Raw genomic sequence first — 13511 nt, 5'->3', positions numbered from 1 at the left:
ATAGAAGGAGATTATACCCGCCATGTCTCAATTTGAAAATGTAACGGTCGTCAAAGAAGCTAACGTTTATTTTGACGGTAAAGTAACGAGCCGCGCTGTCTTGTTCGCGGATGGTACGAAAAAAACGCTCGGCATTATGCTGCCAGGCGACTATGAGTTCGGCACAGACTGCGTAGAAATTATGGAAATTATTGCTGGGGATTTGAAGGTGCTGCTTCCAGGAGAGACGGAGTGGCTGCACATTCAAGGCAAAGGCGAGTTCACTGTGCCTGCCAACACGAAATTCAAGCTTCAAGTTGCGACGGTAGCAGATTACTGCTGCTCGTACATTTACGAATAAGCTTCCAAAATCAACGAAAAGGGCTGCTTCGCATATGCGAGGCTGCCCTTTTCGTCGTTTATCGACTGCCCGATGTCTACTTCACCAAACAACACGAACTCCCAAAAAATGGTTATATCTCCGCATGTATAAGCTGATACTAGACTGGCAGGAGCTTTATTTGTGTCAACTTTTCTAATTCATGCTTAGAGTTCGATTTTTTGTGACATAAACGTCTGAAATAGGTGTCGTTGCCATGGCATAATCGGGAAGGAAGCTGTTGTTTTCTACAGAGAAATATAGAGAAAGTATATTAATTCGCCACACTTTCTCTATATTTCTCGGGCTGAAACGCTGTGCGCCGCCAGAGGAAGGCGCACAACGTTTCACCTTGAAATATAGGAAAGTATATAATATCGCCATGCTTTCTCTATATTTCTCGGACTGAAACGCTGCGCGCCGCCAGAGGAAGGCGACAGCCGTTTCACCTTGAGGATGAAGCATATTTGTAGGAGGAAGAAGCGATGAGTAAAAGGGAACAGGAGCAGAGCCTTAAGCTGCTGCCGGACAAAAACTATACGCCGTTGATTGCGATTTTGACCGTTGTGATTGTAGGGCTAGTGACGGTGCTGTTTTTTCTGCCGGCCTATGACGGGGAGCTTGGCTTCAATGTGAAATTGCTGCCGCTGCTCAATGCGATATTTAACTGCTTTACATTTATTGCTCTGGTCGTAGCTTTAGTTGCGATTATCAAAAAGAACATCAGGCTGCATCGCCGTTTTATTGGAGCGGCATTCGTCTCAACGACTTTGTTTCTCGTGTCCTATGTGACCTACCACTATTTGACTGAATCGACGAAATACGGCGGTGAAGGGGTACTCAAAAGCATTTATTTCTTCGTGCTGATCACGCATATTTTGCTGGCAATCGTCGTTGTGCCGCTCGCGCTGCTATCTGTGGCAAGAGGCCTCTCCATGCAGGTGGAGCGTCACCGCAAAATTGCGAGATGGACGATGCCGATTTGGCTCTATGTCAGCTTCACGGGCGTTGTCGTCTATTTAATGATTTCGCCGTACTATTAAGGAGGAGCGAATTTCCGCTTCGCCTTGCAAAAATAAAACCGGGTACAGCCTGTCACATGAAAGGACAAGCTGTACCCGGTTTTATAATCAGAGGAGCATTTGAATGGCGCTCGCCACTCATGTATTTCCATTGCTATCGCTTTGTGCTTAAGCTTTGCTTAGCAAGGCAGGCCTAGCACGTACCGCAGGCCTAGCACGTACCGCAGGCCTAGCACACAAGGCGAGCATAATGCACGTACCGCAAGGTTCCGCCAGCTTACAAGCTGCCGCCGCCAAGCTTGCGCCCGATATACTGCTCGTAGGCTTGTGCTACGGCGCACATATCCAGCTCGCTCAGTCCCATCGACTCGCCAACCTGGAACATGCTTTTCGCCGACTCAAGCAGCGGTGTGGGCACGCGCAGGCTGTCAGACAGCACAGAGGACAGCTTGAGGTCCTTGAGCATCAGCTCTAGTGAGAACTGTACATCATAGTTGGCATTGATCAGCTTAGGGCCCTTAAGCTCGGCTGATTTGCTTGAGGCGCTGCCAGCCTGCACCAGCTCCAGAAAGGCGCTGCTGTCGAGGCCGCCGCTAGCAGCAATCGCCATGCCCTCCGTCAAGGCAACAACGTTGATGCCGACGATTGTATTATGAGCAAGCTTGGCGATGGAGCCGCTGCCGCTGCTGCCCATATAAATGAGCTTGCCGCCCATCGCTAGCAAAATGTCATCATTGGCGTCCAGCACCGCCTTGCTGCCGCCAATCATAAATACAAGCGTTCCAGCGTCGGCTGCCGGCTTGCTGCCTGTAACCGGGGCATCAAGGAACGAGGCGCCCTTCTGCTCGGAGGTGGCTGCAAGCTCGCGCACCAGACTTGGCGAGATGGTGCTGCTGTCAATCAGTACAGCGCCGGAACGGACAGCGGTGAAAATCCCATTTTCACCATAATAAACGTCCCGTACAGCTTGATCATTGCTGATCATTGTAATTACGACGTCGTTGTTAGCGGCCGCTTCAGCCGGAGTTAATGCTTCAGTCGCTCCAAGCTCGATAAGTGCTGCTGCTTTTCCTGGTGTACGATTGTACACGGTGACGCTATAGCCCTTGCGCAGCAGGTTCGCCGCCATTCCCATACCCATCACGCCAAGTCCGATAAATGCTACTGTTTTCATACGAAAGGTTCCTCCCATGGCTAACGTTTTCCTTACATTATACGGCTTCTTCATCAAGATTTCATTGTTATAAGCTTGTTTTTATAGTTTAAATCCGATATTGTAGATTTTGACGCTATACATGATGTTGATTATCAGTGGGGTAAGCTTGAAGCCCCGCCGCTAATCGTACGATATTTTGAAAACGGCAGCAATGCCGTTCATATTCCTAAGGAGGCTTATTCGTTTATGAGTAAAACGGTACATTTCGATTACAGCAAAGCACTAACTTTTATTGGGCAAAATGAGATCGACAACTTGACGCAGCAAGTTCGCCTTGCGCATGACCAACTACATAACGGCACGGGCGCAGGCTCTGACTACCTGGGCTGGATCGACCTTCCTGAAAACTATGACAAAGAAGAATTTGCCCGCATCAAGCAAGCGGCTGAAAAAATTAAATCGGACTCCGAGGTGCTGATCGTAATCGGCATCGGCGGTTCTTACTTGGGCGCGCGCGCAGCAATTGAAATGCTGTCGCATTCCTTCTACAACCTGCTGCCGCAAGAGCAGCGCAAGACGCCGCAGGTGCTTTTTGCCGGCAACAACATCAGCTCCACTTACGTGACGCATTTGACACAGCTGCTTGAAGGCCGCGATTGGTCAATCAACGTTATTTCCAAATCCGGTACGACGACTGAGCCGGCTATCGCATTCCGTCTGTTCCGTGAACTGCTGGAGAAAAAATACGGCAAGGAAGCGGCGCGCAAGCGTATTTATGCAACGACAGACAAGCAGCAAGGCGCGCTCAAAAAGCTTGCAACGGAAGAAGGCTACGAGTCGTTCATCATCCCTGATGACGTTGGCGGCCGCTATTCCGTATTGACGGCTGTAGGCTTGCTGCCAATCGCAGCAGCTGGCGTTGATATTGATGAGATCATGAAAGGCGCGGCTGACGCTGCCAAAGAATACAGCAATCCGAATCTGGCTGAAAATGAAGCCTACCAATATGCGGCTGCCCGCAACTCGCTGTATCGCAAGGGCAAAACAACTGAAATTCTCGTAAACTACGAGCCTTCGCTTCACTTCGTATCGGAGTGGTGGAAGCAGCTGTTTGGCGAGAGCGAAGGCAAGGACTACAAAGGAATTTATCCGTCCTCTGTTGACTTCTCGACAGATCTTCACTCGATGGGTCAGTTCATCCAAGAGGGTAACCGCAACATTTTCGAAACCGTTATTCAAGTGAAGGAAGTGTCCGAGCATATTTCCATCGGCCATGACGATGCGGATTTGGACGGCCTGAACTTCCTGACGGGCAAAACGATGGATTTCGTCAACAAGAAAGCATTTGAAGGCACCTTGCTTGCGCATACAGACGGTCAAGTTCCTAACTTTATCGTCAACATTGCCGATTTCTCGCCATACACCTTCGGCTACCTCGTGTATTTCTTCGAGAAGGCTTGCGGCATCAGCGGCTACCTGCTTGGCGTAAATCCGTTTGACCAACCGGGCGTAGAAGCATACAAGAAAAACATGTTCGCGCTGCTTGGCAAACCGGGCTACGAGAAGGAGAAAGCGGAGCTGGAAGCGCGCCTGTAGGCGTCGTTTCAGGGCAGCCTTCCTGATGAAGCTTGAACGTTACCGAACGGTTAGGCAGCAGGCCGATGCCGAAATCGTCATCAAGCGCTCCCGATTTATTGGCTATGCAAAGCCAGTAGAGACCGAGGAGGAAGCACAGCAGTTTATTGACGAGATCAAGCGGCTGCACAAAACCGCGACGCATAACTGCTCCGCCTATATGGTGGGGGAGCGTGACCAATTCCAGAAGCAGTCTGACGACGGCGAGCCAAGCGGTACGGCGGGCAAGCCAATTTTAGAGGTCATTAAGCACAAGGGTCTCAAAAATATCGCCGTCGTCGTCACCCGCTATTTCGGCGGCACGATGCTAGGCGCGGGGGGACTTGTCCGTGCCTACACGGACGGTGCAGTTGCTGGAATCGAAGCGGCAGGCGAGATCGTCAACGTCCTGCACCGCGAGGTGCGGGTTTCCGTTGATTACACTTGGTATGGCAAGCTGGAGAACGAGCTGCACGGCCGTGGCATACGGGTAGGCGGTACGGAATTTACGGACCGCGTTATCGTCAGCTGTTTGCCGGTGGAGCCGGAGGCGGAAGCTTTTATCGCGTGGATGACGGATTTCACGCAGGGCCAGGCCGAGATAGAGGCAGGCGAGAGCGTCTATTATATTGAGGGCGAATAATAACCCCATCATGTGCTAGTATAAATTGCAAAAAAGCGCCTTATTCATACCCCCATTGGGTCTAATGAATAGGGCGCTTTTGCCGTTATCTGAAGCGGCTCAAAGCAGCGAACAGAACCTTATGCTTATTTATGCATTTTTGTTTGTTTTGCAAAAAATCGTCTGTCTACATAAAAAGCCGCCAGAAAGGAAAGTAGAATAATGAGGGCAGGAACGGCGAACGCCTCAAGCGAAAAGGAAGCCCCTTGCAGGTTGAGATGCTCGGTCGCGCGATATTCCAGACGTTTGGCTGCGAATTGGGCTGTACGCACATCCTCTTGCTTTGCCAAGTCTTCAAACGCAGGCTCCATAGCAAACCGTTCAGCCTTATCTTCATGCAGCATGAGGAGGGGCGTGTCCTTGTTGCTGGAGCTCCAGCGTTCGATGTCCTGCTCCGCCTCTGTTTGCGCTTCCGCTCCAGCAACGATCATTTTATCCAGCTTCGGCGCATGATTCATCGAGTTTCTTGCAACCAGAGTCAAATGATGCTTGGTGATGATTGGCTCATCAAAGCTGGATACCGTTATCGTCTTTGTTGTACCAGATGCTGAATACGTGTCGAATGCCGCTGACAATGCCAATTCATCTACACCGTTGTATAACAGGACGCCCGCTTTAACTTTATTCCACTGATAAGCATTGTTAACTACATAGGTTAAATCGCTAAGTCCTGTTAAGAAGGGCTCCATTTGTGGATTTTGCACGTAGGCGTAGGACGGATACTTCATTTCGGCAGCTACCTTCGCGGCTGCGGGCTCTCCCAATTGCTGCGAAATCACATACAACGTTGCATCAATTCCGGATGTAAGACCCGCTGAGGATACGATATTGCCGTCAGAGACGTATCGCTGATCCTTCTTCCAATCAATATCAGGATAAGTCTTGATTAGCCTGCCAATATCACCCCAGTGTGTCGCAGCAGCTTTACCGCTCAGCAAGCCGGTATTAGCCAAGTTCTCCGCCCCATTGCAGATGGAAAGAAGGATCGTCTGATCGCTGCTATGCCTTTTTATCCATTCGCGAACAGGGGCATACTTGTTTTCGTCCAGTATGGGCATGAATGGAATGACAATGATATCCGGGCTTCCACCGAGCAAACGATCCATTTCTTCGAATGAATAGTGCGGCACAACATCAAGGCCCCCTGTTAAGGTCTTGATATTGCGATCAGGTGCAACACCGTACACGTTATAAGCTTCCGTCATCGCAAACATTTCATAGGGCACCAAGAAATCAAAAACCTCGGTAACTTCCGCAGCAAGAAGAACGGCTACTGTAGGCTTGCTCGAATCGTAAGGGGGCTGCTGCACATTTTGCAGAGAAGGGGTGTTTTTATCGTAAATCGACATAACATCATTCATTGTATAAATATACCCGGAGGCTCCAGCAGCACCTACAGGCACAACTAACAAACACAAGCAAACGATAATTCTCAGCACAGTTTTCATTTTTTACTCTCCCATTGTTCATGATAGTTGGATGAAATCGTATGTTTTCTCCTCCTACAGTAGAATATCAGCAATCCGCTGTTTAGGATTCGGTCCCGAGTTGGGAGGAAATCTAGACCAGCGTCGAAGGGGCTCCCAAACTATAGACCAGTCACCTAAATTAGCAATAACTCGAAGGAGCTATTTTGGCAGGAGTCCGTTAGAAAATCGAAATCCATGCGAAAATTTTTTCGTTTTTTGGGGTGGCGATTATGTTTTAACAGTAATCGTAGGCCACTCCCTTCACGCAGCGCAGCCCCGATTTCCAGCCGTCCGTTGAAGTCTACAAATAAAAGGCTAATTTAGCATTGACTTGGACTAATATGATCTGCTAAATTGATAATACCAAGTTTGTTAATAGGGATTATCTTTTATGCTTTTGTTCTTCATTTCTTCACTTTTTTACTTTTCGCTGTTCGTCTGTGGTTTCACCTACGACACGAGTCGATGGTCTGGAGGGTAACGTCAACGTGAATGCTATGTTTCGAAACAAATGGTGGAGCTTCGGCTTCCGAAGCACGGTTATGCTTTATTTTATTATCCTGATTATTATTCCGATATTCGGTATTTACACGCAATCGCTGTCGCTTGGCTGGCAGCCGTTTTGGGAAAGCGTAAGCGATCCTCTCGCGTGGAAAGCGGTGCTGCTCACCGTCAGGCTCGCCGTTATTGCGACGATAATCAACATTTTTCTCGGAACGATGATTGGCTGGGTGCTTATTCGCTATAAATTTCCCGGGAAAAGATTTCTCAACTCGCTCGTCGACTTGCCTTTTGCTTTGCCGACCGCGGTTGCAGGTCTAATGATTTTGCTGCTGCTTGGCCCGCGCAGCTTTGTTGGAGAGCTGGCGACGAAGCTGGGCTTCGATATCGTATTCCATGAACCTGCGATTATTATTGCGATGGTGTTCGTCACCTTCCCATTCGTTATCCGCGCTGTACAGCCTTTGCTGGAGGAGCTGGATCGGTCGGAGGAGGAAGCGGCGTATACGATGGGCGCTTCAAGAGCGCTGACGTTTTTTCGCATTATTTTACCTTCGATGCTTCCAGGTATTATAAGTGGAGCGATGCTGGCATTCTCGCGCGGCATAGCCGAGTTTGGTGCAGTTGTGCTAGTAGCGGGCAACATTCCCGGCAAGACGCTCATTGCATCGGTTTATATTTTTGGGGAAATCGAAAGCGATAATCCGCAGGGGGCGGCGGCGGTTTCCGTTATTTTGCTCACCTTATCCTTCTTCATCTTGTGGACGGTTAACCTGATTCAATCCAGGAGGCCGGGCCAATGAGAAAGCTATGGATTACGCTCACTTACGTCGTATTTATACTTCTACTTATCATACCGCTTGTCGAAATCGTGCGCGGGTCCTGGGCAGAGGGCTGGAGCGGCTTTACAGAAGGGCTGCTAAGGCAGCAGTCGCTTCATGCCCTCAAAATGACCGCATTAATCGTCGTTATTGTAACTGCATTAAACACGCTTTTTGGAGTCATGCTTGCGCTTTATCTGGTACGGGCAAAATGGATCGGGCCGCGTATTAAGCGCCTGCTGAACAGCTTGGTAGACCTGCCGTTTGCGGTGTCTCCGGTTATCGGCGGTTTGATGATTGTTCTTATTCTTGGGCCTAGCACCGTTATTGGAACGTTTTTTGAAGCGTCGGGCTTTAAAATCGTCTACGCCTTGCCAGGCATGGTGCTTGCAACGCTGTTCGTCACCTTCCCGCTCATGGTGCGTGAGGTGCTTCCCGTATTGCAGGAAATCGGAGCTCAGCAGGAGGAAGCGGCGTCTACGCTTGGCGCATACTCATGGTATACGTTTTGGAAGGTAACATGGCCGTCTATTCGTTGGGGTGTCATTTACGGCGTTGTGCTGACGGTTGCCCGCTCGCTTGGCGAGTTTGGCGCTGTCCTCGTCGTATCCGGCAACATTATGAATAAGACGCAGACGGCAACGACGCTCGTGTATCAGGATGTGGAGAACTTTAATGTTGTGGCGGCGAACGGGGTTGCGCTCGTGCTGGCGGCGTTCTCCGTAGGATTGCTGCTATTAATGGAATGGGCGAAGAAACGAAAGGAAGTGCATTAAGCCATGCATATTGAAGTCCGTAATTTAAACAAAAGCTTCGGGGATTTTCATGCGGTGCAGGATGTCAGCTTCGATATTAAGAAAGGCCAGCTCATTGGCCTGCTGGGGCCGAGCGGCGGCGGCAAAACGTCAATTCTCCGCATGCTGGCAGGGCTTGAGTCGCCTTCCTCGGGCGATATCGTATTTCATGGCAAGCGCGTCAATGATTTGCCGCCGCAGGAGCGCGGCATTGGCTTTGTATTCCAGAATTATGCGCTGTTCAAGCATATGACCGTATATGATAATATCGCTTTTGGACTTAAGGTGAAAAAGCAAACCAAAGAACAAATTCGCGAGCGTGTTATGACGCTTGTTGAGCTTACAGGTCTGAAGGGCTTTGAGCATCGTTATGCCCACCAGCTTTCGGGAGGCCAGCGTCAGCGTGTCGCCTTCGCTAGAGCACTCGCTCCTGAGCCGCAGCTGCTGCTGCTCGATGAGCCGTTCGCGGCAATTGATGCGAAAATCCGCACGGAGCTTCGCACTTGGCTCAAGGAAATGATTGAGCGCGTCGGTATTACGTCGATTTTCGTCACGCATGACCAGGATGAGGCAATTGAGGTTGCTGATGAAATTATGATTATCAGCAAGGGCAGGCTGGAGCAGAAGGGCTCGCCATGGGCGATTTACAAGGACCCGCAGACGCCGTTCGTAGCGAGCTTTATCGGGGAATCGACAATTGTCGAGGATGTTGGCGTATTGAAGGGCTTTGACTCTGCTGCTGGCAAGCCCGGTACGAAGGCGCTCATCCGTCCCGAATATATTGAAATCGGCAAGCCGGGCGAAATTCGTCTTGCATCTGCCGCTCTGGAAGCAAGCGTCAAGCATATTCATTTCCGCGGCAGCGAGTGGCTGGTTGAGCTTGAGGTAGGCTCGGTTAAGCTTGTCACCTATCGTTCGCTGGAGAAGGATGTCTTGCAGCCGGGCGACCGCGTTCAAGTGCTGGTGCATCGTGCCTATTTATTTAATGATCAGGAAAGCTGGATTCAGGAGAACAGCCTGAAGGAAGATCCAATGCCAATTCATATCTAATAGCTTGATAAGAGAACATCGAGCAGAAAGAGTTGTATGCCATTATGAATGCTAATCAGACAACAAGCCGCCGTTTGCTCGCCTTGCTGCTTGCCGTCTCCCTGCTGCTTGTTGCAGCGGGCTGCGGCGAAGCGCAAGACAATGACCCGGCGGTGGAATCCTCCGTTCCAAACGGCGATGTCACGCTTGTCATTGGTGCATACTCCATAGTGAAGGATGCTTTCGCCGAAATTTTGCCGCAATTCCAGGCTTACTGGCTGCAGCAAACGGGACAAAAGGTTGTATTTCAGGAATCCTATGAAGCCTCTGGTACGCAAGCGCGCGCCATTATAGGCGGATTTAATGCCGACGTTGCCGTGCTGGCGATGGAAGGCGACGTCAATAAAATTGCCGATGCGGGACTTATTGATCCGAATTGGAAGGAGCAAGCGGACGGCGAGTTCGTGACCAAGTCGATTGTTGTGCTTGGCACACGCGAGGGCAATCCGCTGAACATTCAGGATTGGTCTGATCTTACTCACAGCGGAGTGAAGGTCGTCTATCCGAATCCAAAAACATCTGGCGGCGCTCAGTGGGACATTAATGCGATCTACGGTGCTGGTTTGAAGCAGTCGGAGGAAGAGACGGGAACTAAAGACCCGGCCTATGCAAAAAACTTTCTCAAGGCTGTTCATGCCAACGTGGAATCGCTCGATAAAAGCGGCCGTGCTTCTATGGCGGCGTTCGAATATGGTGTTGGCGACGTGATCGTGACGTATGAGAACGAGCTGCTGGCGCGCATTAAGCAGGGTAAGGACTATCATATCGTCGTGCCGAAAAGCACGATTCTAATTGAAAACCCGGCGACGGTTGTAGACAAAAATGTAGACAAGCACGGCACACGCGAGGTGGCCGAAGCGTTCATCCATTATTTGCACAGCGACGAAGCGCAGCGTGTGCTTGTCGATTACGGCTTCCGTCCGGTTAACGAGACGATAGCCAAGGAGAGCGCGAGCAAATACATCGTGCCTCAGCAATTATTCGACATCAGCTACCTTGGCGGCTGGCCCGAGGTAAAGAAGACGCTCTATTCCAAAAAAGGAATCTGGTACCAAGTGCTTGCGGGAATTTAAACGCAATCAAATTTGCAGTTGAATGCAATATTGCCTTCTGTTAAGGCCTGTTGTTAGTGTCTTGTGTTAACTCTAACGCTTGATTTTTCAAGCAAATTGTTCTCTAAATCATTAAAGAAAAACAAACCGTGGATTTGGCTATCGAATGAGCCAGCTCCACGGTTTGTTTTATTGCCCTCAAAAAATCGGTAAACGCTTTAAGGTTGTACAGGTGAGTGGGTCGAAGCGGAGTGAGAAGGTGGGGGTGGAGAAACGAAGTGTTCGTTTTTGCTGTGGAATTTCAGCCGTTGTCGGCTAATCGAAGAAATTCCACAGCAATGACGATCGGAGCCCCTACCTTCTCACGCAGCGCAGAATCCGATCTCACCAGCTCCTATCCCTTACGAGTTCAAAACGAATTTTTCAAATACGTGACGAACGCCCTCATCATTATTGCTAAGCGTCACATAATTAGCGACCTCTTTCAGCGCCGGAATCGCATTAGCCATTGCTACGCCAAGTCCAGCTGCTTCAATCATCTCATGATCATTCCACGCATCGCCAATTGCAATCGTCTGATCCATCGTGCAGCCAAGATGCTCAGCCATAAAACGCAGCGCATGTCCTTTTGTTCCTTCTTTGTGCATAAACTCTAAATAATGAGCTTTGGATTTCGTAATATGCACGCGGTCGCCGATCAGAGCCTTGAGCTGCTCAGCAATTTCATCGAGATAGTCCGGCTCATCAATAATGAGCATTTTTGTATTCGGCTCCTCCAGAAGCTGCTCGAAATCCGGTGCTACTGTGTAAGGGATTTTGGAAAGACGCGAATACATAAGCGCCTTTTCATTCGCTTCCTTCACGAACAGCTGGTCATCGACATAAAGCTGCAAATGCAGGCCATGCTTTTCGGTAAAAGCATACAGCTCCTTAGCGGCATCCGTAGGCACGCTGCGCTCATAAAGCACCTTGCCATCGAGCAGCGTCTTGACGAGCGAGCCTTGATACGTAATGATTGGCACATTAAGCTGAATTTGCTCCGCAATTTGTCTGGCCGAAGCGTACATTCTTCCGGTAGCCAGCGTCACGGTAACGCCTTTGGCTATCGCTTCCTCCATGGCGCGTTTCGTTCCTTCAGTGACAACTAATTCATCGTTCAACAGCGTATCATCCACATCAATTGCAATTAGTTTATACATAATGACAGTTTGTTCCCCTCTCCAAGCCTCTTTATCGTGTGCATAAGCTAGGTTGATTGTAGCGAAAAATCGGCATCTGTACAAGCGATCACCTGCTTTTCCTGTATAATAGAAGGGGCTTTTAAAGAATGGATAGAGAGAGGATGGGCAAGGATGAAGCTAAGATGGGGGATCATGTACATAAGGAATGGGCGATTAAAGCGGCTTGGACTGGGAAGCATAGCACATGCTTTTGTGAAAATTTGCTCCATCCCCCTTCAATAAGATACAGTAAAAGAAAGCGGATGAGAGTTGAACCTGGGGAGATGACGAGTTGAGGTATTTTACACATGCTGCTGCACGGCGCAGAGTGCTGTTAATTGGTCTGGTTGGGGCTATATTATTTATGGTTTTTGGATTCGCAGTGGGGTGGCTCTGGATGGGGCATCGGTATCCAATGCTGAAGGAGCCTGCGTTTCAGAACTTTGCGGTATCCTATAATACCATTATGGATAAATATTTAAATGGAGCGGACGGAGAGGATTTGATCAATGGCGCATCCGAGGGAATGGTGGCCTCGCTGGAAGATCCGTATTCTCGCTATTTAATTGAGGAGCAGGGCGATGCCTACACGCAAGGCTATGAAGGCGAATTTTCCGGAGTAGGGGCAGAGGTGCGCGAACAGGACGGTCAGTTCATCATTCAAGCGCTGACACCTGGTGCCCCAGCCGAACGCGGTGGCGTGCAAGCCGGAGATATTATTATGGCCGTTGATGGCAAAGAGACGAAGGAAATTAAGTTTCAGGATCTAATCTCACTTATGCGCGGTAAGGCTGGTACCGAGGTGAAGCTGACATTGCAGCGCGCGGCAGAGGCGGAGCCTATCGAAATCACGCTTAAGCGTGAGGCGATTCCGGTGTATACCGTTACCTCAAAGCTGCTGGAGGATGGTATCGGCCATATTACGATTAGCCGCTTTGCCCAGAAGACAGCTACCGAATTTGACGAAGCGGTAACGAAGCTGAAGGAGCAGGGCATGACGAAGCTGCTGCTCGATCTTCGTTCCAATCCGGGCGGCCTGCTGCAGCCGACGATTGCGATTGGCAGCAAGCTTATACCGAAGGGGAAAGTCATTCTGGAGGTCGTTTATAAGGAGGAAAGCAATCCGGTTGTTTATAAATCGACGCAGAAGGAGGAGTGGACGCTTCCTATCGTCGTACTTGTGAACGGCCAGTCAGCAAGCGCTAGTGAGGTGTTGACCGCCGCTCTCAAGGAGTCGGCGGGAGCAACGGTCATTGGCGAGAAAACGTATGGCAAAGGCGTCGTACAGGCGTTTGAGCAGTTTAAGGATGGCTCGGTGCTCAGCTTGACCGAGGCGCAGTGGAAAACACCTGCTGGCACGTGGATTCACAAGGTTGGCGTCATGCCTAATGAGGTTGTCAGCCTGCCTGCCTATGCAAGCTTGCGTCCGCTTCCGATGGGCAGCGAGCTGAAAAATGGCAGCTACGGCGAAGACGTCAAGACGCTGCAATCTATGCTCAAGGAGCTTGGTTATGCGTCCGTCGGCACAGACGGCTTGTTCGATAAGCAGACGGAGGCAGCGATGCGCGCTTTTCAGAAGGCGGAGAAGCTTGACATCACAGGATCGCTTAATGATAAGACGGCGTACAAAATCGTCGAGCTGCTTAAGGAAAAGCTGGATAAGGAAGATACCCAACTGCAACGAGGCATAGAACGGTTGAAAAAATAAGCTTGGCCGCTGCCCGCGGCTATTG

General features: G+C 50.0%; 12 protein-coding genes. 9 read left to right on the top strand and 3 right to left on the bottom strand.

All coding sequences use genetic code 11. The features are described from left to right. Window positions 1-22 precede the first annotated feature (22 nt). Together V5J77_RS20145 and V5J77_RS20140 are read left to right on the top strand one after the other, a co-directional pair. Window positions 23-340: a pyrimidine/purine nucleoside phosphorylase gene (locus tag V5J77_RS20145; protein WP_338552622.1), complete on the top strand. Its 318-nt coding sequence runs from the start codon at window positions 23-25 to the stop codon at window positions 338-340. Between the two features lie 503 nt (window positions 341-843). Then, complete coding sequence (locus V5J77_RS20140; protein ID WP_338552621.1) at window positions 844-1401, top strand: DUF420 domain-containing protein; 558 nt, start codon at window positions 844-846, stop codon at window positions 1399-1401. 256 nt (window positions 1402-1657) lie between these two features. Here the strand turns inward: V5J77_RS20140 and V5J77_RS20135 are convergent, their stop codons facing one another. Then, entirely contained in the window at window positions 1658-2554 is an 897-nt protein-coding gene (locus V5J77_RS20135) for an NAD(P)-dependent oxidoreductase (RefSeq protein ID WP_338552620.1), read from the bottom strand. Between the two features lie 228 nt (window positions 2555-2782). Here V5J77_RS20135 and V5J77_RS20130 point away from each other — a divergent pair, with 228 nt between their 5' ends. Both V5J77_RS20130 and V5J77_RS20125 read left to right on the top strand, forming a co-directional pair. Next, window positions 2783-4132, top strand: a complete 1350-nt coding sequence (locus V5J77_RS20130) for a glucose-6-phosphate isomerase (protein WP_338552619.1) — start codon at window positions 2783-2785, stop codon at window positions 4130-4132. Between the two features lie 25 nt (window positions 4133-4157). Next, window positions 4158-4793, top strand: a complete 636-nt coding sequence (locus V5J77_RS20125; RefSeq protein WP_338552618.1) for a YigZ family protein — start codon at window positions 4158-4160, stop codon at window positions 4791-4793. A gap of 125 nt (window positions 4794-4918) precedes the next feature. On the opposite strand, the gene V5J77_RS20120 is transcribed toward V5J77_RS20125, so the two are convergent. Further along, complete coding sequence (locus V5J77_RS20120; RefSeq protein ID WP_338552617.1) at window positions 4919-6280, bottom strand: DJ-1/PfpI family protein; 1362 nt, start codon at window positions 6278-6280, stop codon at window positions 4919-4921. Between the two features lie 518 nt (window positions 6281-6798). Between V5J77_RS20120 and cysT the strand changes: the two genes are divergently transcribed. From cysT to V5J77_RS20100, 4 genes are read left to right on the top strand one after another with little or no spacing between them, the layout of a single operon-like run. Then, window positions 6799-7605, top strand: a complete 807-nt coding sequence (cysT, locus tag V5J77_RS20115; protein ID WP_338556941.1) for a sulfate ABC transporter permease subunit CysT — start codon at window positions 6799-6801, stop codon at window positions 7603-7605. Beyond that, the gene (locus tag V5J77_RS20110) at window positions 7602-8399 is read left to right on the top strand and encodes a sulfate ABC transporter permease subunit (RefSeq protein WP_338552616.1); all 798 of its coding nucleotides are present in this window, start codon (window positions 7602-7604) and stop codon (window positions 8397-8399) included. The genes cysT and V5J77_RS20110 overlap by 4 nt, the downstream gene beginning before the upstream one ends. 3 nt (window positions 8400-8402) lie before the next feature. Next, window positions 8403-9467, top strand: coding sequence for an ABC transporter ATP-binding protein (locus tag V5J77_RS20105; RefSeq protein ID WP_338552615.1), 1065 nt, complete (start codon window positions 8403-8405; stop codon window positions 9465-9467). Between the two features lie 44 nt (window positions 9468-9511). Then, window positions 9512-10579 (top strand): sulfate ABC transporter substrate-binding protein, encoded by a 1068-nt coding sequence (locus V5J77_RS20100; protein ID WP_338552614.1) that lies wholly within the window; start codon window positions 9512-9514, stop codon window positions 10577-10579. 380 nt (window positions 10580-10959) lie between these two features. On the opposite strand, the gene V5J77_RS20095 is transcribed toward V5J77_RS20100, so the two are convergent. Beyond that, the gene (locus V5J77_RS20095; protein ID WP_338552613.1) at window positions 10960-11757 is read right to left on the bottom strand and encodes a Cof-type HAD-IIB family hydrolase; all 798 of its coding nucleotides are present in this window, start codon (window positions 11755-11757) and stop codon (window positions 10960-10962) included. Between the two features lie 313 nt (window positions 11758-12070). On the opposite strand from V5J77_RS20095, the gene V5J77_RS20090 reads away from it, so the two are divergent. Beyond that, complete coding sequence (locus V5J77_RS20090) at window positions 12071-13486, top strand: S41 family peptidase (protein ID WP_338552611.1); 1416 nt, start codon at window positions 12071-12073, stop codon at window positions 13484-13486. The last annotated feature ends 25 nt before the right edge of the window (window positions 13487-13511 follow it).

Origin of the sequence: Paenibacillus sp. KS-LC4 (assembly GCF_036894955.1) — a bacterium.
In the GTDB taxonomy this organism is placed as follows: domain Bacteria; phylum Bacillota; class Bacilli; order Paenibacillales; family Paenibacillaceae; genus Pristimantibacillus.
Note: the sequence above shows the minus strand (reverse complement) of the source record. Positions and strands in the feature narration are given on the sequence as shown.